Source organism: Nostoc sp., from assembly GCF_036917575.1.
In the GTDB taxonomy this organism is placed as follows: Bacteria; Cyanobacteriota; Cyanobacteriia; order Cyanobacteriales; family Nostocaceae; genus Nostoc.
This window is the reverse complement of sequence record NZ_JBALDC010000055.1, coordinates 23033-47381: the sequence shown is the minus strand read 5'-3', so window position 1 is coordinate 47381 and position 24349 is coordinate 23033. Positions and strand designations below refer to the sequence as shown.

Annotated in this window: 20 protein-coding genes and 1 pseudogene; 11 read left to right on the top strand and 10 right to left on the bottom strand. The window is 40.8% G+C overall.

Annotated features, from left to right (window positions below):
- Positions 1 to 31: 31 nt before the first annotated feature.
- Positions 32 to 1426, top strand: a complete 1395-nt coding sequence (mnmE, locus tag V7K79_RS16830) for a tRNA uridine-5-carboxymethylaminomethyl(34) synthesis GTPase MnmE (protein ID WP_335049148.1) — start codon at positions 32 to 34, stop codon at positions 1424 to 1426.
- 158 nt (positions 1427 to 1584) lie between these two features.
- Positions 1585 to 1893 carry a divalent-cation tolerance protein CutA gene (gene cutA, locus V7K79_RS16825; RefSeq protein ID WP_335049147.1) on the top strand — a complete coding sequence of 103 codons (309 nt, stop codon included), beginning with the start codon at positions 1585 to 1587 and terminating at the stop codon, positions 1891 to 1893.
- A gap of 132 nt (positions 1894 to 2025) precedes the next feature.
- Here cutA and V7K79_RS16820 read toward each other — a convergent pair whose 3' ends face one another.
- From V7K79_RS16820 to V7K79_RS16810, 3 genes are all read right to left on the bottom strand, one after another.
- A complete protein-coding gene (locus tag V7K79_RS16820) occupies positions 2026 to 3462 on the bottom strand; it encodes a DICT sensory domain-containing protein (RefSeq protein WP_335049146.1) in 1437 nt (478 codons plus the stop codon).
- A 272-nt stretch (positions 3463 to 3734) separates the two neighbouring features.
- On the bottom strand, positions 3735 to 5237 hold the full coding sequence (locus V7K79_RS16815; protein ID WP_335049145.1) for a UDP-N-acetylmuramoyl-L-alanyl-D-glutamate--2,6-diaminopimelate ligase: 1503 nt from the start codon (positions 5235 to 5237) through the stop codon (positions 3735 to 3737).
- Between the two features lie 53 nt (positions 5238 to 5290).
- Positions 5291 to 5620, bottom strand: coding sequence for a glutaredoxin family protein (locus V7K79_RS16810; RefSeq protein WP_335049144.1), 330 nt, complete (start codon positions 5618 to 5620; stop codon positions 5291 to 5293).
- 231 nt (positions 5621 to 5851) lie between these two features.
- On the opposite strand from V7K79_RS16810, the gene V7K79_RS16805 reads away from it, so the two are divergent.
- The 6 genes from V7K79_RS16805 (at position 5852) to V7K79_RS16780 (ending at position 11967) form a co-directional block, all read left to right on the top strand.
- Complete coding sequence (locus V7K79_RS16805; protein WP_335049143.1) at positions 5852 to 6865, top strand: homogentisate phytyltransferase; 1014 nt, start codon at positions 5852 to 5854, stop codon at positions 6863 to 6865.
- Between the two features lie 3 nt (positions 6866 to 6868).
- On the top strand, positions 6869 to 7342 hold the full coding sequence (locus V7K79_RS16800) for a tetratricopeptide repeat protein (RefSeq protein ID WP_335049142.1): 474 nt from the start codon (positions 6869 to 6871) through the stop codon (positions 7340 to 7342).
- A 553-nt stretch (positions 7343 to 7895) separates the two neighbouring features.
- Entirely contained in the window at positions 7896 to 9122 is a 1227-nt protein-coding gene (locus tag V7K79_RS16795) for a tetratricopeptide repeat protein (RefSeq protein WP_335049141.1), read from the top strand.
- 65 nt (positions 9123 to 9187) lie between these two features.
- The gene (gene cobA, locus V7K79_RS16790) at positions 9188 to 10777 is read left to right on the top strand and encodes a uroporphyrinogen-III C-methyltransferase (protein WP_335049140.1); all 1590 of its coding nucleotides are present in this window, start codon (positions 9188 to 9190) and stop codon (positions 10775 to 10777) included.
- A gap of 45 nt (positions 10778 to 10822) precedes the next feature.
- Complete coding sequence (gene coaE, locus V7K79_RS16785; protein WP_335049139.1) at positions 10823 to 11419, top strand: dephospho-CoA kinase; 597 nt, start codon at positions 10823 to 10825, stop codon at positions 11417 to 11419.
- A 242-nt stretch (positions 11420 to 11661) separates the two neighbouring features.
- Complete coding sequence (locus V7K79_RS16780; RefSeq protein WP_335049138.1) at positions 11662 to 11967, top strand: hypothetical protein; 306 nt, start codon at positions 11662 to 11664, stop codon at positions 11965 to 11967.
- Positions 11968 to 12488: 521 nt separating this feature from the next.
- Here V7K79_RS16780 and V7K79_RS16775 read toward each other — a convergent pair.
- A pseudogene (locus V7K79_RS16775) lies at positions 12489 to 13346 on the bottom strand (putative 2-dehydropantoate 2-reductase); the annotation flags it as partial.
- Between the two features lie 168 nt (positions 13347 to 13514).
- On the opposite strand from V7K79_RS16775, the gene V7K79_RS16770 reads away from it, so the two are divergent.
- Complete coding sequence (locus V7K79_RS16770) at positions 13515 to 13916, top strand: fasciclin domain-containing protein (RefSeq protein WP_335049137.1); 402 nt, start codon at positions 13515 to 13517, stop codon at positions 13914 to 13916.
- A 202-nt stretch (positions 13917 to 14118) separates the two neighbouring features.
- Entirely contained in the window at positions 14119 to 14448 is a 330-nt protein-coding gene (locus V7K79_RS16765; RefSeq protein ID WP_335049136.1) for a hypothetical protein, read from the top strand.
- Between the two features lie 40 nt (positions 14449 to 14488).
- On the opposite strand, the gene V7K79_RS16760 is transcribed toward V7K79_RS16765, so the two are convergent.
- From V7K79_RS16760 to V7K79_RS16735, 6 genes are all read right to left on the bottom strand, one after another.
- Positions 14489 to 15043, bottom strand: a complete 555-nt coding sequence (locus V7K79_RS16760; RefSeq protein ID WP_335049212.1) for a GNAT family N-acetyltransferase — start codon at positions 15041 to 15043, stop codon at positions 14489 to 14491.
- Complete coding sequence (locus tag V7K79_RS16755) at positions 15031 to 16386, bottom strand: UDP-N-acetylmuramoyl-tripeptide--D-alanyl-D-alanine ligase (RefSeq protein WP_335049135.1); 1356 nt, start codon at positions 16384 to 16386, stop codon at positions 15031 to 15033. Before V7K79_RS16755 ends, V7K79_RS16760 begins: the two co-directional genes overlap by 13 nt.
- Before the next feature lie 148 nt (positions 16387 to 16534).
- Entirely contained in the window at positions 16535 to 16981 is a 447-nt protein-coding gene (locus tag V7K79_RS16750; RefSeq protein ID WP_335049134.1) for a tellurite resistance TerB family protein, read from the bottom strand.
- A gap of 176 nt (positions 16982 to 17157) precedes the next feature.
- Complete coding sequence (locus V7K79_RS16745; protein ID WP_190240853.1) at positions 17158 to 17295, bottom strand: hypothetical protein; 138 nt, start codon at positions 17293 to 17295, stop codon at positions 17158 to 17160.
- 568 nt (positions 17296 to 17863) lie between these two features.
- A complete protein-coding gene (locus tag V7K79_RS16740) occupies positions 17864 to 18784 on the bottom strand; it encodes a histone deacetylase family protein (RefSeq protein WP_335049133.1) in 921 nt (306 codons plus the stop codon).
- A 232-nt stretch (positions 18785 to 19016) separates the two neighbouring features.
- Positions 19017 to 21653 carry an EAL domain-containing protein gene (locus V7K79_RS16735; protein ID WP_335049132.1) on the bottom strand — a complete coding sequence of 879 codons (2637 nt, stop codon included), beginning with the start codon at positions 21651 to 21653 and terminating at the stop codon, positions 19017 to 19019.
- A 1108-nt stretch (positions 21654 to 22761) separates the two neighbouring features.
- Here V7K79_RS16735 and V7K79_RS16730 point away from each other — a divergent pair.
- Positions 22762 to 24162, top strand: a complete 1401-nt coding sequence (locus tag V7K79_RS16730) for a GTP-binding protein (RefSeq protein ID WP_335049131.1) — start codon at positions 22762 to 22764, stop codon at positions 24160 to 24162.
- Positions 24163 to 24349 lie beyond the last annotated feature (187 nt).

Below are 24349 nucleotides of genomic sequence, written 5' to 3'. Positions count from 1 at the left end.
CGAATTAGTAATTAGTTAATAAAGGGCGCTCATGTCAGAACTGTTTGCTACTACTGGAACTATAGCCGCGATCGCCACTGCTGTTGTCCCCCAACAGGGTAGTGTTGGTATTGTGCGGGTATCTGGTTCTCAAGCAATGGCAATCGCCCAAAGTCTCTTTCATGCACCAGGGCAACAAGTTTGGGAAAGTCACCGGATTCTCTACGGTTACATTCGCCATCCCCAGACGCAACAAATAGTGGATGAAGCTTTGTTGCTGATTATGAAAGCACCCCGTTCTTACACTCGTGAAGATGTAGTAGAATTCCATTGCCACGGGGGAATTATGGCAGTGCAGCAGGTATTACAACTGTGTTTGGAAAATGGGGCCAGACTAGCGCAACCTGGAGAATTTACCCTCCGCGCTTTTTTGAATGGACGATTGGATTTGACTCAAGCCGAAGGTATTGCTGATTTAGTCGGAGCTAAATCACCTCAAGCTGCTCAAAGCGCCTTAGCAGGTTTACAAGGAAAATTAGCTCATCCAATTCGGCAGTTACGCGCTAACTGTTTGGATATTTTGGCAGAAATCGAAGCTCGGATTGATTTTGAGGAAGACCTTCCGCCGTTGGATGATAAAGCAATTATATCAGCAATCGATAAAATTGCCGCAGAAATAACTAGGTTATTGGAAACCAAAGATCAAGGTGAGTTGCTACGCACTGGTTTAAAAGTGGCAATTGTCGGGCGTCCGAATGTGGGGAAGTCGAGTTTATTGAACGCTTGGAGCCGGAGCGATCGCGCCATTGTGACTGATTTACCTGGCACAACCCGCGATGTTGTTGAATCTCAATTAGTTGTTGGGGGAATTCCCGTACAAGTGCTAGATACAGCCGGGATTCGGGAAACAACAGACCAAGTGGAAAAAATTGGCGTGGAGCGATCGCGTCGTGCCGCCAATGCAGCTGATTTAGTCTTGCTTACCATCGATGCTTCCGCAGGTTGGACGGCAGGCGATGAAGAAATTTATCAGCAGGTGCAACATCGTCCATTGATTCTAGTTATTAACAAAATCGATTTAGTAGAAGAAAGCGAAAGAACAACTCTTCAATCTAAAATCTCAAACCCAAAATCCAAAATTGTCACAGCCGCAGCCCAAAATCAAGGTATTGATAATTTAGAAACAGCAATTTTAGAGATAGTTCAATCTGGAAAAGTGCAAGCTGCTGATATGGATTTAGCCATTAACCAAAGACAGGCAGCAGCCTTAACTCAAGCTAAAATGTCTTTGGAACAAGTACAAGCAACAATTACCGAGCAGTTACCTCTTGATTTTTGGACAATTGACTTACGGGGTGCAATTCAAGCTTTAGGAGAAATTACTGGAGAGGAAGTAACAGAATCAGTTTTAGAGAGGATTTTTAGTAAGTTTTGTATTGGTAAATAAACAGCCATAACGAGATAAAATAAGTTTACTTCTGTAAATAAGTGGACATCTGTGGAAGCTCTGGATACATATTTACTTACCCCATTTGCAAGCAATAGTAGCCAAGCTAGATGGATTAGGGCGTGTTTTTTCACTCTAATTGTAAGTTGGAAAATTTTATGAAACTCTATTATGTAACTTTAAACAATACAGATGAAGCACGCCAAATTGGTCGGGCATTACTGGAATGTAAGTTAGCAGTTTGTGTTAATTGGTTCCCAATGATTTGTGCTTATAGTTGGCAAGGAGAAATTACTGAAGAACCAGAAGTTGTTTTAATTATCAAAACTCAAGATGGTTATGCTTTAGAAATAGAAAAACTTATTCAAGAGCATATTACTTATACTAATTTTATCGCCGAAATTTCTCCGACAGCAATTAATCAGGGTTTTGCCAATTGGTTGAATGCAGAAGTTTCGCTGCGCTAACAATAGAAATTATCTAAGAAGACAGCACAAATAGAGATATACAAAGTATAAGGACAGAGAAAATGGCTTCAAACAAGAGAAGTTATAAGTTATGAGTGATGAGTTTAAAATTCATAACTCATCACTTATAACTCATAACTCATTTTCTGTAGCGATCGCTCTTGGAATATTACTAACAGTTGCCAGTTGCACTGTAAAGCTGGAACCTTCAGATAATTTACTTCTTACAGAAATAGATCCACCACAGCGCAGCAGCAATTGCTGTACAATTGTTAACCCCAACCCAGCACCACCATAATCTTCGATTACTGCTGTACGCACACGATAAAACCGATCGAAGATTTTGGGAATTTCGTTTTCGGCAATACCGATACCTGTGTCGCGGAATTCTAATTGGACATAATCACCTTGGTTACGGGCACGTACCCATACTTGACCTCCATTAGAGGTAAACTTAAGACTGTTGTGCAGCAGATTAATTACAATTTGTCTGAGCTTACCACTCACACACCAAATAGATGGGAGTTCAGTCGGTACGGTGTAGGCTAGCATAATTCCTTTTTCTTGAGCTACAGGTTGGTAGGTACTGACTACTCCAGGTACTATATCTGAGAGACGCACCAACTCCAAAGTCGTCCCCTCCAAATTCTGTTCTAGTTGCACCAGTTCCAAGAAACCAGTAATCAGAGAGTTTTGCTGATCGCACTGGGTATTTAACATCTGTAAATAACGTTGTCGCTGTGGGGGTTTAAGATTAGGGGAATTTAATAACGAAAGTGCTGTCTTCATGTGCGTCAAGGGTATACGCAATTCCTGACAAACATTTTTTAGGTATTCGTCTTTGAGTAGCTCTTTGTTGTGCAGTTCTTGATTTTGCTGCTCTAACTTATTAGTGCGTACTGTGATGATTTGACGATTAATTTCATCTTGTCGGAGGAGTTGTTTTGCCAACAGTTGATTCATCAATGCGGGTTGGGGCACGCTTGGACAAATAAAACTAGCAGGTATTGAGGATGATTCTGGTGCAATCGCTTGTTGGATAGTGTTTAATACTTGCTGAATTACTCTCCCCTCAACAGTAGTTATAATCAACAATGGCTGATTTTTATTAGTATTTACCTTCCCTAATGTCTGACTTTTGCGTTTTTTAAGTGGTCGATGAGCCAAAATTAAACTGCAAAACTGGGGTGATAATACCATCAGAAAGTTTTCCCGTCGCATTTGGCTATCCGGTGGTAGGTAAACAGGGACATAATATGGAGATGAGGGAGACAAAGTAAAATTTTCTTCCCCTGCTTCCTCTTTTCTACTCTCTTCAATATGGCAAGTATAAATGAGACTAGACGCACCTACCGAGGATTGATAACGCGTTAATTCTGATTGCCAAATTTTATCTGGTGGTAGCTTCACCCAGAGAGTGGCTACAATTTGTTGCTCAATGAGTAAGTCAATTTGCGCTCTCACCAGTGATAGCAGAGTAGCAGGACTGAGGGACAATGGTTTAGGAGGCGCTTGCACTCCCATAACCAGTTGATAAACAGACAGATCCTTAGCCAAAGAAACATTCATGAGTCAAGCACAATTTGGATGAAGCAAGAAATAACTCTGTCTTCGATTTTCACCTTTATATGTGCATTTTTTACAAAATCACCACGGAAAGAAACATTAATATCAATTCAAAATTCACGCATTCAAAATTCACGCATTAAGAAAGCCAGACAGAACAAAGGTTTGGGAGTATGTATAGCCGTAGTCACACAGGTTAGGACATTTGGAAAAAGTGAAAGAAGAGAGCTAGCAATAGTTTTACCTCCTGCCTCCTCTTTCCCAATGCCCCCAAATTAAGCTTGTACGTTAGGTCTTTCGTGTAAAGCGTCGCGTGCGTGTTCTCGGTCGTCAAAATGGATTTTTTCAGTACCGAGAATTTGGTAATCTTCGTGACCTTTACCAGCAAGCAATACTCCATCACCGGGTTGTGCTTGTAAAATAGCGGTACGAATTGCGATCGCCCGATCGCAAATTACTGTTGGCTGCACTGTGTCAGCTATTCCCGCCAAAATATCTTGCAAAATCCTTTCTGGGTCTTCAGTTCGGGGATTATCTGATGTCACCACTGCCATGTCAGCTAACTCAGCAGCGATTTTACCCATTTTTGGGCGCTTAGTGCGATCGCGATCGCCTCCACAACCAAATACACAAATTACTTTACCAGGTATAAACGGACGTGCAGCTTTCAATAAATTTTCTAAGCTATCGGGTGTGTGGGCATAATCCACAATCACGCTAATATCTTGCTCAGGACTAATTTGTACTCGTTCCATCCGTCCGGGAACTCCGGGAAACTCAGGTATTACATTTGCCACTAACTGCAAATCTAGTCCTAAGTGCAAAACTGCTCCTACGGCTGCTAAAAGATTTTCTAAATTATATTGTCCGACTAGGGGCGATCGAAAAGCCACGTCACCTTTTGGTGTATGTAATGTCCCACTAACACCATTTGGCTGGTAACTTAAATCGCTCATCCATAAATCGGCGCTGTTGTCGTTGACGCTGTAACTCCAAACTCGTTGGGAATCCAACGACGCAATTAACCGCTTCCCGTAAGAATCATCAGCATTAATTATTGCCCGTCCTTTGAGATAATTAGGACTAAACAATAACGCTTTGGCAGCAAAGTAATCTTCCATATCGCTGTGATAATCGAGATGGTCTTGAGTAAGATTACTAAATACCGCCACCTCAAATTCACAACCCAACACTCTACCTTGGGACAAAGCGTGAGAACTGACTTCCATCACCCCAAACTCACTCCCAGCCTTTACCGCCTCTGCTAGCTGCTGTTGCAGTTCCACTGCAAAAGGGGTAGTGTGGGCAGCAGTTTGCTCAAAACCTGCCCAACGAGTGTAGAGAGTTCCCATCAAAGCTGTAGCTAAATTAGCTTGCCCTAGCAGAAATTCAATTAGATGAGTAGTTGTAGTTTTGCCATTTGTACCAGTTACGCCTACCAACTTGAGTTTTCGCCCTGGATAACCGTAAAAAGCACTGGCTATCTGGGCACAAGCTTGAGTAATGTTACTTGCACTAATCACCACAGCCTGATTTGTGGGAGGATTTTTTTGTGCAGCTTCGGGAGAAACGATCGCAGCTACCGCCCCCGATGCGATCGCACTTTGCCAAAATTCCCCACCATCAACTCGTGTTCCTGGCATCCCAATAAACAAATCTCCCACACGACAAGCATGGGAATTCGTCTTTAAACCTTTGATTTCCACATTTTCCAAAGTTGGATAACTAGGCAATTGCTCAACACTGTCTACCGCTGTTAGTAATTCCCGCAATTTCATTTTGTGAACCTCGTCACATTCTCGATCTTGCGCTTATTTTGCATTATTTTTTTCTAATTGGCTAAATATTTACACAACATTTGCTCTAACTGCTGCACGCTAGCACGAGGAGAAGGACGCGGCAATGATTTCTCACTCCCTTTTGCGTCACGGACACTTTGCTCAACGGGGGGGAACCCCCGCACGCAAGTGTCCTCCTCTGTGCTTCTGCGGTTCGATAAATAAAGCACTGGTACTTCATACTGATATGCAGCAAACCAATCTTCCCGAGTCGTAATATCCCTAATTTCCAACTCGAAACTGAGATTTTGGATTTGTTCTAGCTTTTCTTGCAAGCCTTCACATAAATGACAGCCGGGTTTACTGTATAAAATTAATCGCATTCTTTATTTGAGTTGGCGCAAGAAGTTATAAGTCTAGAATAACGTAGACGCTTCGGCTGGTCGCAGTCTACCCAGAGAACACAAAAAAGAAGGGTAGACAATTTCAAAGTTCCTCTCCCAAGCTTGGGAAACGATTTAGGGTGAAAGCTCATTGAGTCATGAAAGAAGTCTAATGACCAAATTCTGTGACAATGATTAACAACCAGACAGAATACTGTATCTAAGCTACTCATGAGCCAAAGTTCTCAAAACAGCCCTTTATCAGGCAAACCTGTTCAATCATATTTCCAGTGGTTATACGCTTTTTGGAAATTTTCTCGCCCTCACACGATTATTGGTACAAGTCTGAGTGTTTTGGGTTTATATTTAATTGCCATTGCCATAAGTAGAGACACGATTAATCATATCTCTACAGACGCGATTCATCGCGTCTCTACAAATGCGATGAATCTTGTCTCTACGTATTCCCTACTCCCTGTCTTCGGTGCATGGATTGGTTGTCTGTGTGGCAATGTCTATATTGTGGGGCTGAATCAATTAGAAGATGTAGAAATTGACAAGATTAATAAGCCTCATTTACCCTTAGCGTCTGGAGAGTTTTCTCAGCAAACTGGGCAATTAATTGTCGCTTCTACTGGGATTTTGGCGCTGGTTGTAGCGTGGCTAACTGGGCCGTTTTTATTGGGTATGGTAGCAATTAGCTTGGCTATTGGTACTGCTTATTCTTTACCGCCAATTCGCTTAAAACAGTTTCCTGTTTGGGCGGCGCTATGTATTTTTTCGGTGCGCGGTACGATTGTTAACTTAGGGCTATATCTGCATTATAGTTGGGCGTTGCAACAAAGCCAAACAATTCCACCTGTGGTCTGGGTGCTAACGTTATTTATATTGGTATTTACCTTTGCGATCGCTATTTTTAAAGATATCCCCGACATGGAAGGCGATCGCCTCTACAATATTACTACTTTCACCATCAAACTTGGGCCCCAAGCTGTGTTCAATCTATCTCTTTGGGTAATAACAACCTGTTATGTGGGAATAATTTTGGTTGGGGTGCTACACGTTGCCTCAGTTAACGCCATATTCCTGGTAGTTACTCATTTGGGGCTGTTGACTTGGCTATGGTTGCGGAGTTTGACGGTAGATTTACAAGATAAAAGTGCGATCGCTCAATTCTACCAATTTATCTGGAAACTCTTTTTTATAGAGTATCTAATTTTTCCTATCGCTTGCCTTTTGGCTTAGACAATGCTAGAAACCTTTCCCACTAGTTCGATTATTGCTACCGTTGTAGTTGTTCTGAGTCTGTCAATCCTTGGCTATTTCGCCTGGAAAACTTTGATTACTTCAGATTTATTTCAAAAAGGCATCAATCTTGCTCAAGCAAAAGATTACCAAGGTGCAGAAGCCGCTTTTCGCAAAGTGATTTCCATCAACTCTACAAATGATGTAGTGCGCTTGTTTTTGGGAGACGTTTTAAACCAACAAGGACAAGTAGAAGAAGCAACACAATTATTCCAGGAAGTCATTCGCCGCAGTCCGAAAAATCCTGATGCTTACTTGCGTTTGGCGAATATCCTCATGCAGCAAGAGCGAGAAGAAGAAGCTAAAAATAACCTCCTACAAGCTAAAGATTTATTACAAAAACAGCGTCAACCTGAAAAAGCTAAAAAAATTACTCAACTGTTAGATAAAATGAGTGCTAAATCAAGCGAACCTTAACTTTAATGATAATCGCAGAGATTAAATTTCCCTGTTGTGTCTCCTAATTTTTTGCCATTCTCATTATTATAGTGAGAATGGTTTTTACTTGGTAACTTATTAGTGTGTACCATAATTATGTCTGCAATTTTCGTAAGTTTGACCACTCTCTTCATAACCATTGTTAAACTTATGGAAACAAAAGTGTCAGTAATTACCTAAAAAACAAATTTTTACTCTTAATAAAGCAACATCTCTTAAAAATCTGGTTAAAAAGAATGCAAAGAAGTAGCAATTTACATCTGCATAAGGGTTGTAAATAACGCATAATTAATTTTACCAAATATATATAGCAGTCCTAAATCATTTGTAAAAATGTATACAAATGAACAATTAAGAATACACTTGTATCAAGTTAGCTTAATCACTTATAATTACTGCTAAAATCCTGCAAAAGCTGTGTTTTTGCTCTTTGAAGAGTCAGCAAAGAGAGGCTAAGGTGAGGTGTTTTTGCAATCACAATTAGCCGCCGAACTTGATATTACATGTAAACCAAGCAGGTAAGGTAATAAAAATGCTGAAAAACAAGAATCTACTGGTAGCAGCTATTATCTGCTTGTGTTTGAGTAATGGGAATACTGCCTTTGGTAAAGATGTTGGCGTTATTTTAGCAAAAATTCAAAATACTCAGTCGGCAGTTATGCGGAACAAAAACGCAGTTACTAACTTCGAGCAAGGAAGCAATCTTTATAAACAGGGAGATTTAAAAGGAGCAGAGGCGGCTTTTCGGAAGGCAATTGAACTAGAACCCAATTTTGTACAAGCTTATATTGCTTTGGGAAATACTCTCGACGATCGAGGTAAACCACAAGAAGCGATCGCCCAATACAATAAAGCCATTAGTCTCGATCCTCAAGACTCTGGAGCATACTTTAATCTGGGTTTGACTTTAGCAAGACTAAATCAGTTAGAACCTGCGATCGCCCAATATCAGAAAGCCATCAGCCTTGAACCCAAGTATGCTGAAGCTCACTATAACTTAGGAAATGCTCTCTACGCTCAAGGCAAGCTCACAGAAGCAGTTACCGAATATACAGAAGCAATTCGCCTCAAACCAGATTATGCACCGACTTACACCCGTTTAGGAAATGCTCTGTACGATCGAGGTGAGCTAGCAGAAGCAGTTACTCAGTATAAAAAATCTATTAGCTTCGATCCTAACTATGCAGACGCTCACTATTATTTAGGAAATGCCTTGTACGCTCAAGGAAAGCCAGCAGAAGCAATCGCCAACTATACCCAAGCCATTCGTCTCGAACCGAAAAATCCAGCAGGTTACAACGCCTTGGGAAATACTTTATACGCTCAAGGTAAACTAGAAGAAGCGATCGCACATTACAAAAAAGCCATCAGCTTTGCTCCCAACTATGCAGACGCTCACTATAATTTAGCAAGTGCTTTTTACGCTCAAGGCAAGCTCACAGAAGCGATCGCTGGCTATACCGAAACGATTCGCCTCGATCCCAAACACGCACAAGCTTACACAGGTTTGGGAAATGCGATGGACGATCGAGGTAAACCTCAAGAAGCGATCGCACATTACAAAAAAGCCATTAGCCTCGTCCCTAACGATGCATTGACTTACTATAATTTGGGAATCACTTTAGGAAGAGAACAACAACCAAAAGAAGCGATCGTTAATCTCAAAAAAGCCAGAGAATTATTCCAAGCTGAGAAAAACAAGGAGATGGTTGAGCAAGTCGATCGGCTAATCCAAAAAATTAATAGCCAAACAAATTGAATAAAGGGATTGGGGATTGGGGACTAGGAAAGAAGCAGGGAAGAAGAACTATTAACAAATGACAAATGACAAATGAAAGGGGTAAAGTCTACCTCGTAGGTGCTGGGCCTGGAGATACAGCGTATCTAACAGTAAAAGCTTACAATCTTTTAGCTGCTGCTCAGGTGTTAGTTTACGATGCTTTAGTAGATGCTCAATTATTGCAGTGCGTATCAGATGATTGCCTGAAGTTAGATGTCGGCAAACGCGGTGGCAAACCCAGTACAAGCCAAGCACAAATTAACAAGTTACTGGTAAAGCACTGTCTGCAAGGAAAACAAGTTGTACGGCTCAAATCAGGCGATCCGTTGATTTTTGGGCGTTGCACTTTTGAAATTGAAGCCTTGAAAGCATCCGGTTGTGATTTTGAACTAGTACCAGGAATTTCCTCAGCCCTTGCAGCACCTTTGTTGGCAGGAATTCCCTTAACAGATCCTGTATTAAGCCGCACTTTTGCAGTGCTTACAGCTCACGAACCAGATGTTTTAGACTGGGAGGGACTCTCACGCTTAGAGACACTGGTAATTTTGATGGGAGGGCAACATCTACCAGAAATTGTAGATCAACTATTGCGACATGGGCGATCGCACTTAACACCCATTGCGATCATCCGTTGGGCAGGAACTCCCAAACAACAAATTTGGACAGCGCAACTAAGCAATATTCTAGAACAAACCACTGGATTATCTCTTTCCCCGGCGGTAATTGTAATTGGCGAAGTTGTTGGGCTACGTAAGTACTTACAACCTGAGAAAATAGATTGTCAGGTTTCGACTACAGCCAAAACTTTTAGCCCCTCTGCTATGTCAAGCAATTTCCCCCTATCTCCCCTAACTGGTAAAATAATCTTAGTGACACGTTCAGTTGGCCAATCGAGTCAATTTAGCGATCGCCTTATTGCATCAGGTGCAACAGTCATCGAAATGCCTACCTTAGAAATCGGCCCACCCTCCAGTTGGGAAGCTTTGGATCGTGCGATCGCTCATTTATCTGACTTCGACTGGTTGATTCTCACTTCTACCAATGGCATAGACTACTTTTTTGAAAGGCTAACTACCCAAGGTAAAGATAGCCGTGCCTTAGCTGGGATTAAAATTGCCGTCGTTGGTGAGAAAACAGCCCAAAGTCTCAAACAACGCTCTCTGCAAGCAGATTTTATTCCCCCTAACTTTGTTGCCGATTCTTTAGTGGAAAATTTTCCAGATAAATTAGATGGTAAAAAGGTTTTATTCCCCAGAGTTGAAAGCGGCGGCAGAGAAGTTTTAGTTAAGGAATTAACTCTCAAGGGAGCAAAAGTGATAGAAGTTGCGGCATATCAATCTTGTTGTCCTAGTAGTATTCCACCTGCGGCAAAGTTAGCTCTCCAAAACCGCAAGGTAGATGCGATCACCTTTGCCAGTTCCAAAACTGTACAGTTTTTCTGTCAACTTACTAATGATATATTTTCCAGCAACTCTGAACCTAGCCAATTCTTAGAGGGAGTTTGTATTGCCTCTATCGGCCCTCAAACCTCCAAAACTTGCCATGATTTATTTGGACGTGTGGATATAGAAGCTCAAGAATACACTTTAGATGGTTTAACCCAAGCACTGATCGTATGGGCGGCAAATTCTTAGATGAGGCAGGGGGAGCAGGGGAGAATAACTAATGACTAATGACTAATGACAAAACGTATAATCGGCTTAACTGGAGGTATTGCCTGTGGCAAAACCACTGTCACCAATTATTTAGCTAGCACTTATAACCTGCCGATTTTGGATGCAGATATTTATGCTAGAGAGGCAGTATCTTTAGGTTCGCCGATTCTGGGAGCGATCGCTCAACGTTACGGCGAACAAATTTTACTACCAGATGGCAGCCTCAACCGCCAAAAGTTAAGTGAAGTTATCTTTAATCATCAAGATGAACGCAACTGGATAGATAATTTGATTCATCCTGATGTGCGCGATCGCTTTCTCAAAGCAATTGCTCAGTCTTCCTCACAAATACTGGTGTTAGTAGTACCTCTATTATTTGAAGCTAAGATGACTGATTTGGTAACAGAAATCTGGGTAGTGCGTTGTTATCAAGAGCAACAACTACAAAGATTGATACAACGAAACCATTTAAATACACAACAGGCACGAGCCAGGATTAACAGCCAGTTATCCATCGAAGAAAAAGTGGCTCAAGCAAATGTTATTTTAAATAACTCTTCTACTATAGAAGTACTACTGAAGCAGATAGATGTAGCTTTAGCCACTACAAGTAGTGACTAGATTTCATTGATATTAAAATATATACATATATAACATTTTCAAGACATAAAAAGCTTATTAAATAATACTAGATAAATAAGCAAAAAACTTATATTTCACCAAATCTCGTCCAACAGTTAGGTGATTTTACAGTTGAATTTGCGATTACTAGTACTGTAAATTTAAAAGAATCGGCTTTTAAATGAATTATAACTTCTATTTTTTAATTTTTTTTTATTGCCTTCTCTTCAATCAGAACAGGTATGAACTTAAGTTTTAGTTTTTTAAATAAATTAGCTCTGGTTATCTCTCCAGTAACAGAATTAAAACAAAAAAATAAAATCCATGATTACAGACAACAAGTTTATGGAGGCGACTACATATTTGAGCGCCTTAATGAAGGTACAATCGGGTATATGACTGGAGTAGGGAAAAGCGTTAAAACCTGTGATCGTATTATTTTACGAGAAGGTTGTGAATCTTATCAATATCAAGTTGAAGAAATTGATTACTACTCCGCTCCATCTGATATGTGGATAGCTTTACTCAAGCAAATACCGAATGACTAAATATTAAAGTCAACTAGTTGCTTCAATTATAAAGTTCAATACAGTTCAGAATAAGCAACAAAATACAGATGTAGAGACGCGATTTATCGCGTCTTGAAAGACCTATTATCTATGCTATTATCCTTTTTTTACTAGATAAAAGTATTTTTAATCAGTATTAATTCTCAATTAGAATATCTTTTAAAAATTTTTTATTAATGATAAGGAATTGACTAGATAATCGACATTAGATAATTCTTGTAGTTTTACACTCATCTGATTATCAACTCTCTTGTCTCCCCCATCTCCCTCACTTTTCCCTGGTATCTAAAAACGTAAGAATTCAGAATCCCGAATCCAGAAGTCAGAATTAAGAAGACTTTAATACCCAAACTTAATAATTTTAATAAAATCAAGAAGTTATTACACTCTTAATTTTACAATTATTCTGGCTCCTGACTTCTGACTGCTGAATTCTTACTTAAAAACTTCAACTGGTGGTATAAACAGCTAATCTGTATTAAATCCACACCTACTGCTTAGGCTTTTCGTAATGGGTTGCCGAAAATTGCTTCTATCTCCAAAGGACGATGTTCATCGTAGTCAATTTTCATACTGGGGCGGTAAGGTGTCATTTTGACAGTATAATCGAGCATTGTTTGAATGAAGCGATCGCTAATAATCCGCCCATAACTTTTCGCCCCCGCCGCGACTTCATACATCAACTGTTCAACTAACTTGCTAGTGTACTTATGCGCCATTAATTCATCTGTTCTAGCGTTGAGAATCACAGAAAGCCCATTGTACGGGATATTCCACACCAACTTTTTCCAACGTGCTAGTAGTAAATCTTCAGCTAATTCAATTGAGATACCAGCGCTTTCAAAGTCATCAGCAATTTGCTGCATCCTCTCAGTTATCCCACTAGGCTGATAATTAGGGGTATATTCACTGAAAGTAATTTGCCCATAGTCTAGGTGGTGTATATGCCCTGGCCCCATCTTGTTAGAACATAAAAAGCACAATCCACCGATAACAGTTACATTATTAACAATTTCAGCGACTTTCTCTTCTACACCAAGTCCATTCTGTAATACCAACACCACCCCATTATCTTTAACTACAGGTGGCAACATCTTTGGTAGTAAATGGTTTTGCGTCGTCTTCAGTGCCACCACCACCACATCGCATTGTGGCATCTTTTCTACGTCGTTGTAGGCATGGACTTTGGGAAGGTTAAAGTCACCGTCTTTGGACTCTACCACTAAACCATATTTCTTTACCTGTTCGTAATCACTCTTGAGCAAAAAGTGGACATCCAACCCAGCTTTTTGCAGTCTAGCGCCATAAAATCCACCTAATGCTCCAGTTCCCAGAATGGCATACGTGCGATCGGACATTTTTTCTATAACGGAATTTTCCTAGAAACATCATAAGGTGATGTCTGACGGAAGTACGCGTCTAGGTGTAGTTTATTCAACGCCTGATTTTAAAGTTATTTTCTTTAATAAAACTTAAAATAGGTTTATTATCCTTTAAAATCTTTTGCAGAGATTTAGGTAAAATATATGGCTGATATTGTTGATATTGCAGTTACGTCTGAGTCGTTTCAAACACTAGTGGCAGCTGTACAGGCTGCTGGTTTAGTAGAAACATTAAAAAGTCCTGGGCCATTCACTGTCTTTGCACCAAATGATGATGCTTTTGCCAAGTTACCAGCGGGAACTATTCAAACTCTGTTACAAAACATTCCCCAGCTAACGCGTATTTTAAAGTATCATGTCGTTCCAGGAAAGCTACTACAAACTGATTTGGCACAACTCGGTACGGTTGATTCTGTAGAAGGTTCACCCATTAAAATTAATTATACTGATGGTTTTGAAGTTAAAAATGCCACAGTCTTAGTAGCAGATATTGAAGCTGATAATGGTGTGGTACACGTTATCGATACAGTGATTTTACCGGGTTAATTCAGCTAGGGTGGATATTTTCCACCCTACTTATCCAAAATCTTTATAATTAACTAACTATTGAGTAGTATCAAAACGCAATTCAATATTTTAATTTATGTTATGTTTGCAATGTGAGTACTCACTCATCTGTTAATGTAAATTTAGTTATTTTAAAATAAATTAAGTTCTTGAAAAGCTAACATCTATCCCAAGAAAGTTAATGCTCGATTTTAACACCTTAGTAGAGTTCTCTCGTGGCAACTGTGTAGGTATTTGTGCGTTTCTCGTACCAGTAAACTTGATTGTCACAATTTTAACGATGAGCCTAGTAGCTTTACGTCGTCCATCGTATCAGGTGTGGCAATCTGCTGGAATTGCCGGCTTTTTCGCTTCTGTAATGATACTGCACGTATATACTTGGTTCATGATTGGCGTGGTGATGGCTCCTACTTATATCTTGATGTGGCTAGCAATTAGCTGTTTAGTGACTAATTTGGCAGCAATTGTTTTTCAAAGACGCTACAGTAACTGTCCTAGTCTTTCCAACTGAAGTCTATCGGGCGTCTATAGATGATATTTTCCGAAAATGATCATTTGACGCCTCTCCATTCATGCTCAAGAATGGCATAGAGCCAAGAGTCTCGCCATTCTCCTTTAATCCAATGGTGTTCTCGCAAATATCCTTCTTGTAGCATTCCAATTTTTTGCATAACTCGTGCTGAGGCAATGTTTTCTGGATGACAAGTTGCAAAGATACGATGTAAGTCTAACTGCTGAAAACCAAAGGATACAACTGCTTTTACAGCTTCAGGTGCATATCCTTGTCCCCAAAATTCCTGAGTTAAACAGTATCCAATAGAGCCTATTTTATTATCAGTATCCTGAACTGATATGCGACAGATACCAATCAATTGCTTTCGGGGTTTTAAAGTTACTGCTAAGGCAAAATGTTGACGAGGTTCTTTCCCTTGCAATGAAATCTCTGTTTGCAAAAAGTTTTTGGTATCTTCTTCGCTATTTGGCCCAAAGGTTAAATAACGCACAACTTTAGGATCGCTAGCGTATTTATGAACTGCTGGCCAATCTGATTCTACAAAGTCTCGCAGTATGAGACGTTGGGTTTCTATCGGTATCACTTGGGAAATTCTGCACGTAACTGACTGACTACCCGATCCAGTCCTACAGAATGGGCGGCTTTGAATAATAAACGATCGCCTGCTTGTAAAAATGTCTTCAACCTAGCCACCAACTCGGCATGAGTCGCAAAGCACTCTGATGGGATACCCTCGGCACTAAGAGCGATCGCTTCGGCATCTTGTCCATCTACCAAAACCAACAAGCCATCTAAATTCAACTTTCGCACTGTTTCTCCCACTCGCTGGTGCAACTGCTGCGATCGCTCTCCCAATTCTTTCATTGCACCCAATACGGCAATTTTCCGGTTTCCGGGTGTGTCTGCCAATAATTGCAACGCTGCAATCATAGCTTCTGGTGCAGCATTATAAGTTTCATCTAAGATTACCACATCATTGGGTAAAGTAAATCGCTGCGATCGCCCGGTGGGCATATCCACCGTTAAACCTGCTTTTAAGGATGCCCAATCGATCCCTAACACCTTTGCCACCGCCAAAGCTGCCAAGAAATTACTAGCATTATGACGGCCTGGTAAAGGTAGAGGTAGTTGGATTCCTGCGACTTTTACCTGGTCGTTATCAATTAACTGCCCTTGAATATCCCCACCAGAAAAGCCGTAAGTTAAAACTTCTCCGTGCCAAACTTTTGCTGCTGTGGCCATTAATAGGGGATTGTCGTGGTTGAGAATTGCTACGCTATCAGCAGGCATTTCGACTAACAACTCACATTTTGCCTCAGCGATCGCTTCTTCTGAACCTAGTAACTCAATATGTGCTGTCCCGACATTGGTAATCACTCCAATTGTTGGCCGCGCTATTTGTGTGAGTTCGGCAATTTGTCCTCTACCCCGCATTGCCATTTCAATCACGGCGTAGTCATTTTCGGCGCCAAGTTCTAGGAGAGTTTTTGGAACACCGATTTCGTTGTTGTAATTTCCATAAGTTTTGTGAACTCGTTTCTTTGTTCCTAAAACTGCGGCGATCAATTCTTTGGTTGTAGTTTTACCCACGGAACCAGTTACACCAATTACAGGAATGTGAAAGCGATCGCGCCACCATCGACCAAGTTTTTGATATGCCTTGAGAGTGTCTTTTACCTGTAATACCGGAAATCCCGGATTTTCGTATTCAAAATCTACGATTGCAGCTATTGCACCCTTGGCGATCGCAGTTGGTACAAATTCATGTCCATCAAACTTGTCACCTCGGAAAGCGACAAATATTTCACCTGGCTTCAAGGTACGGCTATCTGTTTGGATACCGTTAATTACTTGTGTTAAAGCAGTTTCAGATAAGTTTACAGAGTGGGCCAAAATAATTTCAGCTAGTTGAGTTAGAGTCACAGAACAAAGCATAAGCAATTTATAATTTAAAGTTCAAAATCATAAAAGCAAAAAATAGTGGCAAAGAAGTTAAACTTCCGTGCCACGCTTTATTTATAAGCTACTTATACAGTTTAATCAAGTAAAGGACAATGGGCATAACGAGTTATATTCAATCGCCCTATGCACGATTTTTAATCAAGATTACTTGCACAATTTTTATTGCTATCTCACTTGAAACCCCTAAAGCTTGATATAAATCAATTAAGAAGTTTTTTTCTTCTTCAGGTATAATACCTTCAGCTAGGACCAAATCGGTGGCTACTGCAAAGGCTGTTTCCCGCAAATCTTGAGATAGAGAATCTTTTGCTGCATTAAACAAAGCATTAAAGTCATCACCTTGGAGAATGCCCAAAATTTTTTCAAACAACCTGTTCATCATTTCATTAGAATAACTTTTAAAAAGTTTCATCCGAGACAGCACAGAAATGATAGAATTTGCTTGCTCAACAGAAAGATAACCGTCTGAAGCCATTGCCGTCAATATAATGACAGCAAAAGCTTCCCCTGGACTGAGTGCTGCTTGGGCTTGGCTTTCTGTGCCCAATACAGCGTCGAATAGACCCATTGTAGTAGCTCCTTGGTTAGAGTCCCGATAGCGTTACAGTTACCTGTATGTTTGGTAGATTTACAGGAAAGACTGTAATGCTTGAGACTTTCATCCTTTAGTGTTCCCAGGATTTATTCACGGCGAACACTTATATCCAATGGTTTTTGGCAGGAACTACATTGCCATCTATAAACTTAGCGTTCTCCTGTCTTTTCTATTGTCTCAATTACAGCCAAACCTATACCAGAAGCTGCCATTAACAGTACTACTGATATCAAATAGGCGTTGGTCAGCATTCGTAAAGCTTCATCGAAAAAAATATAGGTGGTCATTGCTTCACCTTTTGAACTTTTTGCTGCTAGTGCTTTTTATTTCTCCACACCTCGATAGGTGAATTCCCTTGAGAAATTGCTAGCAATTGCATCTTAACAAAACTTTAGCTCTTCAGAACAGCATTCAAACTTTTTATTTCTGAAGATTTGATGAATTTTAGAAAGCTTTTGTAAAAGAAATTACTTGGTTTTAGTTTAGTTCGCAAGTTATGTCACCTTAAATTTACGTAAAGATAGTTGTTAAATATGTCAACTAACTCACAAATAATTCTGAGAATAAACATCTATAAAATGCCTATTTTGGCAAACTATATTCTATATATAAAAGAAAATTCCCAATTTCTGAAATAATTTGGGAATCTGAGCTACAAATCAAATAGAATTACTACCATATCAGTGCATATACGAAAGTTATTCAATTAAGAATTGCGAGGTTTCACTTAAAAAAAAGGGCGTTACAGAACAGTGGGATAAATTGGGGCAAGCTTTTGAAGCTCTTGAAGCAGAGGGTGAATTTTAGAAGTCCCCAAATCATCACGCTTTCTGTGCAAAGCCAAAAAAGAAATGCCTAAAATAAACAGCGTTTAATTGTCGCTACAACAGATTGAGAAAGAGAATCAAAATCGTAACCACCTTCTAAGCCAAACAGAATTTTACGAGTTACCCCTAGACAATAATCAGTAAATAAAGCGTAATCTTCTGGTTGCAAATTAATACTTGCCAAAGGATCTGCGGCATTGCCATCATAACCAGCACTCACAATCAGTAAATCCGGTTGAAAGTTAACTAAAAATGGTACTACCTGTTTTTCAAATAGTGGCTGATATACTGCAATATCACTACCAGGGCGTACTGGTAAATTTAATACATTATTGTGAAAGCCGCGTTCTGTGGATCTTCCCGTACCGGGATAGCATGGATATTGATGTAGAGAACAATAGGCAATGCGTGCTTCAGTTTCAACGATCGCCTGAGTACCATTACCGTGATGTACATCCCAATCGAGGATGGCGACGCGGTTAATTCCAGGTTGTTCTAAAGCAAATAAAGCGGCGATCGCGGCATTAGAAAATAGACAAAATCCCATCCCGGCATCACTTTCAGCATGGTGTCCTGGAGGACGCGCTAGTACAAAAGCTGGATTAGCCGACTTTAAGACAACCTCAACTCCATCTAACCATGCACTGACTGCCAACAATGCCACATCATAACTGCGCGGGGAAACTAGTGTGTCTCCATCCAAGGGACCACCGCCACTAGAAGCGATTTGCCACAGTTTTTCGATATAGGCTGGGGTATGTGTTCTAACCAACGAAGACATCAGTGATGGCTGTTCTGATGCTGGTGTAGGCGATCGCCAGCTAATTTTATCTGCGAATGTAGCTGTTTTTAGGGCATTGGCGATCGCACTCAAACGTTCTGGTTTTTCGGGATGGTATTTTCCAGTCTTGTGATCTAAAAATTCCTCAGAATAAATGACTGGCAACATAGGACGAAAAAGGTCGGCAGCAGGACAATGAATTTTATTGTATCCTTACTGGTACAAACAGTTTTCCCTTGTACTAGTAGTCTGCCAACCCAAAGATGCGCTTTTTCGGGCTGGGGAAAGGGGAAAGGGAAAAGGGTAAGGGATTTAAAACCTTTCCCCCTGCCCCTTATCCCCAGAGGGGGCCCCACCTTCCCCCTTACCCAATAAATAGCCAAGTTCACTTGGCGAACTACTAGATCGTTGGCCGTGTACTTTCGAGGACTTCTGTTGCTTTGTGTTCAGTAAGTGGGCGGTAAAATAAAAAGCCTTGTACCTCCTCGCAGTTGATAGATTTCAAGAATTCCAATTCTTCTTCTTTCTCTACCCCTTCGGCTGTTAACTTCAATCCCAAGCTGTGTCCCAAGGTAACTATGGCTTGGATAATATGAGCTACTTTAGTATCCTGCGTCAAATATTGAATGAAAGATTTATCTATTTTCAGATTGTGGAGTGGCAAAAGTTGTAGACGTGAGAGCGAGGAATGACCTGTACCAAAGTCATCAATGGAGATGTGAACACCCATCTGCTGTAGCTCTTCTAACACCTTTGTGGTAAGTTCCAAGTCTTCAATCGCTGTGGTTTCCATAATTTCTAGTTCTAAAAAGCGCGGCTCTAGACCTGTTTGTTCCAAAACCTTGGCTATAGTCTCTACCAATTTGGGTTGGCGGAACTGCTTTAGAGAAAGATTGACAGCGATCGTAATCGGTGGCAATCCAGCATCTTGCCATGCTTTATTTTGGCTACAGGCGGTCTGTAGCGTCCATTCGCCGATGGGGACAATTAATCCACTTTCTTCGACCAGGGGAATGAACACACTGGGAGCGACTAATCCCATCTCTGGGTGCTGCCAACGCAACAGAGCCTCCATACTAGTAATTTTTCCGGTAGCAATGTTTACACGAGGTTGATAGTACAACGTAAATTCATTCCGTTCTAAGGCATAGCGCAAGCTTTTTTCTAAAGTCAGGAGTTCAGGATTTTTAGCACTCAGGGAAACACTATAGAATTGGTAGTTATTCCGTCCTTTGTCCTTGGCGTAGTACAAAGCGGCATCTGCGTGCTGGATTAGTGTTTCCGCGTCAGGACTGTTATTATCAAATAAGGCAATACCGAGGCTGGCAGTCACATAAAGTTCATGCTCTTGGAGATGAAAAGCATCCTCAAAGGCTTGTAAGATTCTCTGCGCCACCAAAGTTACCTCTTTAATATCATCAACTCGTGGGACTAAAATAGTAAACTCATCGCCTCCCCAACGGGCTACAGTATCTCCGCCTCTAAGTGAGTCTTTTAATCTTTGAGAGACACTTTGTAACAATTGGTCTCCCAGAGTGTGCCCCAGAGTATCATTGATGACTTTGAAGCGATCTAGATCGAGGAAGATTACAGCTAAACTTTCGTCATTTCTAGTGGCGTTGGGCAGAGTTTTACTGAGCAGCTCATTAAATAGTAGACGATTGGGCAACCCTGTCAGCAAGTCATGGAGGGCTTGATAGCGAATCTTTTCTTCTACTTGCTGACGCTGCCGTGCGCCAATGATACTGGCGGCCATCGTCAAAAGAGTAGATTCTTCGTGCTTTGACCAATGACGCTCAAAGGTGCAGTCTGCCAAGCCAAGATACCCCCAAAAATCATTATCCAAACGAAGAGGCACTAAGAGAAGAGATTGAATGCCATCTCGAATCAAGAATTCTTGTTCTGCGATCGGAAATTTTTGAGTGATACCGCTAATCGACTGACCGTTAGAGAGAACTGTGTACCAACGGGCTAATCCAGGAGCTTGATAAGGCTGATTCTGCCAATGGTTGCGGGTAGATTCAATACAAGATTGTGTCCATTCAAACCGTAGGCTGACTGCTATTTCCTCTGTAAGAGGATGGGGATGGTTCTCAAACAGATAGGCACGATCTGCCAAGGCAGCTTCGCCCAGTACAGCTAGAGCTTGAGCAATACCAGTTTCGTAATTCATTTCTCCAAGCAAATAATTGGCAGCTTCTGCAACTGCTTGTAACAAGCGATCGCGCTGCTGTAATTCGGCTGTAGCTTGCTTTTGCTCTGTAATATCCCTAATAATAAAAGTTCTAATTAAATCACTTTCAGGAAGATAGAGAACAGATTGTTCAAAAACTTCTGTACCTACTTCCACCTCCCGTACAAAAGAATTGTTTTCTAGATTCTTAACTCCAATTAAAAGTTCCGTTAAGATTGGGTGTTCTGTCCCAGCTTCCCTAAGATTGGGAAACTTGATCGCTGCGGCTGGATTGAGATAAGTAATTCTTCCCTCGAAATCCATTTCAATAATTGGATTGGGGATGAGTTCAGGGAAGGATGCTAGGCGAGCTAGGGCAGACTCACTAGCTGCTTCAAAGCTAGGATCGATGGCTAAGGTTTGAAAAGGATTGGCAGGACTGGCTTGCTCTGATAAGAAACCAGATAAGTCTTCAACATCAAAAGATTCAGAAAATGCTTGTTCTGAAATATTGGAAATAGCATAATATTTAGCCTGAGCTTTATTACTGCCAAAAGCAATAGTATCTCCATGCCTAAGATTATGAGAAAAGCATTTGTTACCATTTACAAATAAGCCATTAGTACTTGCTTTACCCTTATAGTTGCCATCAATAATCTGGAAGCCGTATCGGTCAGTTTCTGGAACAGTTACTCGCAATAAAATTGCATGTTGCATTGATACTGACCGGGAAGCCAAGACAATAGTGTTTGCAGGATGCCGCCCCAGAGAATAAGTAGTCTCTCGTAAGGGGACAGTTCGCCGTCCTTCCATATCTTGGATGACCAATAGATGGCGTATTTTTTCCCGCTCATTTCCTTGCATGGCTATTCCTCAATTTTTTATATAATTAATATTTATGTCTTAGTCTAAAAAAGACTGCTCTTATACAGCCGTAGTCATACAGGTTAGGACATTTGTAAAGGGTGAAAGAAGAGATTTAGCAATAGTTTTACCTCCTGCCTCCTGCCCTCTGCCTCCTGCTATAAGTCCAGAATTTCAGGCTGCACTTATGTAAAATTTGCTTCACAAAATTTATCAACTATCTGCGTAGGCTAGCAAAAACCACAGGCATCGTAAAATTCGTACAAGGGTGTAGATCAGCTTTTACCTTCATGATTGACCGCAAGCACTCTTCTTTTTATGGAATGAGTTGGCTAATTGTTAAATCAGTTTTTTTAGTAGAAATTCTAGTTGTTTTCTCTACTCATACATAAGTTATAAACTTTGTTCCTTTGTCTATATCATCTAACCTTGTCTTCTTAGGATACCCAGATCAAGAATTCAAAATTAAAATTTTAAAATTAGACCTTTGGCATAAGTCGAATAGACCCCCCTTTATCCCCTCGATATATTGGGGGGAAACTTGAAATCTTACCCCCTCCCCAACATATCAAAAAGGGTTGGGGAGGGGTGATTCAAGGATTTTTGCAAGAGGTCTATTGTACTTACAGAGAAGTAAGTTAGGCGTAGCATCACGTCAAGCCTACGGCATAGCTACGCTTAGGGCGAGCCTCTTGTCAAGAAGAAAGTTACATGAGGGAATTTCAACCCTGACTAAAACTGAACAAAGTCGGAGCCAATTCGCCTTTGAGCTAAGTATAGATGTTGGCGTTAGCCTCTCTGTTTAGGAGCTAGTTATCCATTAGTCATATCTTTACTTAAAATTTATAAAACACCTAATTTTCAATATCATAAAGTTAGGGATTTTTTATGTCTTATATATAGGGTATTAGTTCAACAACTTAGGGATAATAGAGAGGTATGTTTAACTTTTCCTTCCCCTGGTAATGGGGTTGATAAAGTGAATATTAATTAAGCATGGTTAATGAGTATGAATTCATACCTATTATTTACGATCAAATGCTGAAAGTAAGTGTTTTGAGCATTGGATAAGTATTTTAGAGAGAGTGAAGGCTGAAGTGTTGATATTATGTCGGTTTATCGTAATCTGCAAGAAACTCACTTAAATCGTGCCCGCGCCAGTCTCAGACAAGCGCTTTCTTGGTATGGATATCTTCGCAAGTCAGGACAGCTTTCATCTAACCCAGAATTTATAGGTTTGGTGAAACCAGAATTGGAAGCTTTGAGAGCCACACTCAACAAGCTGGATTCAAACGTCATTAGAATAGCCGTTTTTGGTTTGGTGAGTCGAGGAAAGTCAGCAGTTTTAAATGCTTTACTGGGAGACAAAATTCTGCAAACCGGGCCCTTAAATGGTGTCACTCAATGGCCGCGTTCCGTGCGATGGCAGCCCAGTGATAAGGTACTAGTAGAGTTAATTGATACGCCCGGATTAGATGAAATTGCGGGTGAGTCACGGGCGGATATGGCACGAGAAGTAGTACATCAGGCGGATTTGATTTTGTTTGTTGTGTCTGGTGATATAACACGTACTGAGTATCAAGCACTGCTGGAATTAAGGCGATCGCAAAAACCCCTGATTTTAGTGTTTAACAAGATAGATTTATACCCAGATACCGATCGCTCCACGATTTACCAAAATTTACAACAACTCGGTACTGGGAATCACGCCACGTGCTCCACTTGGGGAAACCCCAAGACCGCAGTGGCTCCCCAAGCAAAGCCTCTACTACCCGATGAAATTGTGATGGTAGCGGCGGAACCAGCAGCAATGGAAGTGCGGGTTGAGTGGCCTGATGGGCGTGTCAGTTATGAATGGGAAACACCACCACCGCAAGTAGACGAACTCAAAGAGACAATTCTGAATATTCTCAATCAAGAAGGGCGATCGCTTCTAGCTTTAAATGCACTGATCCAAGCACGGGATGCAGAAGCCGCGATCGCTCAAAAAACCATCGATTTACGCGAAAAAGAAGCCGAAGAAATTATTTGGCAATTTACCAAATATAAAGCTTTGGCAGTAATGCTCAATCCCATTGCCTTCTTAGACATCCTTGGGGGAACTGTTGCTGATTTAGCTTTAATTCGCGCTCTCGCTAGATTGTATGGTTTACCGATGACTAGCTATGAAGCCGGGAAAATTTTAAAAACGATTTTATTCAGTTCTGGTGGTTTACTACTGGGAGAATTAGGTAGTAGTTTTATTTTGGGTTTAGGTAAAAGTACGGCTGCAATAACTAGTGGTGAAAATCCCAGCAATATTACTGCTTTTGCTGGCAGTGCGATCGCTCAAGCTGGTATCGCCGGTTATGGTGCATATTCCGTTGGCAAGGCCGCCCAAGTCTATCTCGAAAAAGGCTGCACTTGGGGACAATTGGGCGCTAGCAGTGTCATTCAAGAGATTGTCTCTCAAGTTGACCAAAACACAATTATCTATCGTCTGCGACAAGAATTAAATCTAAAGTATTAAGATTTTCGAGTTGTGTGCCGAAAAGTTTCTATTGACTTAAATTAACCAGAAAGTAGAAACTACCGTATTATATCGTGTCCGGTTAATTAGTTATAATTCCCGTCATCTATGCAGAAACCGGAAAACCCTCTTTCCCCCTGCCCCCTGCGTTCTTAATAATAAGTCTTTCACTGAACACGATATTAAA

Coding starts and splice junctions, on each gene's coding strand:
- cutA (WP_335049147.1), top strand. CDS start 1,585: ATGAAACTCTATTATGTAACTTTAAACAATACAGATGAAGCACGCCAA.
- V7K79_RS16815 (WP_335049145.1), bottom strand. CDS start 5,237: ATGAAATTGCGGGAATTACTAACAGCGGTAGACAGTGTTGAGCAATTG.
- V7K79_RS16745 (WP_190240853.1), bottom strand. CDS start 17,295: ATGACCACCTATATTTTTTTCGATGAAGCTTTACGAATGCTGACCAAC.
- coaE (WP_335049139.1), top strand. CDS start 10,823: ATGACAAAACGTATAATCGGCTTAACTGGAGGTATTGCCTGTGGCAAA.
- V7K79_RS16740 (WP_335049133.1), bottom strand. CDS start 18,784: ATGTTGCCAGTCATTTATTCTGAGGAATTTTTAGATCACAAGACTGGA.
- V7K79_RS16770 (WP_335049137.1), top strand. CDS start 13,515: ATGGCTGATATTGTTGATATTGCAGTTACGTCTGAGTCGTTTCAAACA.
- V7K79_RS16755 (WP_335049135.1), bottom strand. CDS start 16,386: ATGCTTTGTTCTGTGACTCTAACTCAACTAGCTGAAATTATTTTGGCC.
- V7K79_RS16735 (WP_335049132.1), bottom strand. CDS start 21,653: ATGCAAGGAAATGAGCGGGAAAAAATACGCCATCTATTGGTCATCCAA.
- V7K79_RS16810 (WP_335049144.1), bottom strand. CDS start 5,620: ATGCGATTAATTTTATACAGTAAACCCGGCTGTCATTTATGTGAAGGC.
- cobA (WP_335049140.1), top strand. CDS start 9,188: ATGACAAATGAAAGGGGTAAAGTCTACCTCGTAGGTGCTGGGCCTGGA.
- V7K79_RS16765 (WP_335049136.1), top strand. CDS start 14,119: ATGCTCGATTTTAACACCTTAGTAGAGTTCTCTCGTGGCAACTGTGTA.
- V7K79_RS16820 (WP_335049146.1), bottom strand. CDS start 3,462: ATGAATGTTTCTTTGGCTAAGGATCTGTCTGTTTATCAACTGGTTATG.
- mnmE (WP_335049148.1), top strand. CDS start 32: ATGTCAGAACTGTTTGCTACTACTGGAACTATAGCCGCGATCGCCACT.
- V7K79_RS16795 (WP_335049141.1), top strand. CDS start 7,896: ATGCTGAAAAACAAGAATCTACTGGTAGCAGCTATTATCTGCTTGTGT.
- V7K79_RS16780 (WP_335049138.1), top strand. CDS start 11,662: ATGAACTTAAGTTTTAGTTTTTTAAATAAATTAGCTCTGGTTATCTCT.
- V7K79_RS16750 (WP_335049134.1), bottom strand. CDS start 16,981: ATGGGTCTATTCGACGCTGTATTGGGCACAGAAAGCCAAGCCCAAGCA.
- V7K79_RS16730 (WP_335049131.1), top strand. CDS start 22,762: ATGTCGGTTTATCGTAATCTGCAAGAAACTCACTTAAATCGTGCCCGC.
- V7K79_RS16805 (WP_335049143.1), top strand. CDS start 5,852: ATGAGCCAAAGTTCTCAAAACAGCCCTTTATCAGGCAAACCTGTTCAA.
- V7K79_RS16800 (WP_335049142.1), top strand. CDS start 6,869: ATGCTAGAAACCTTTCCCACTAGTTCGATTATTGCTACCGTTGTAGTT.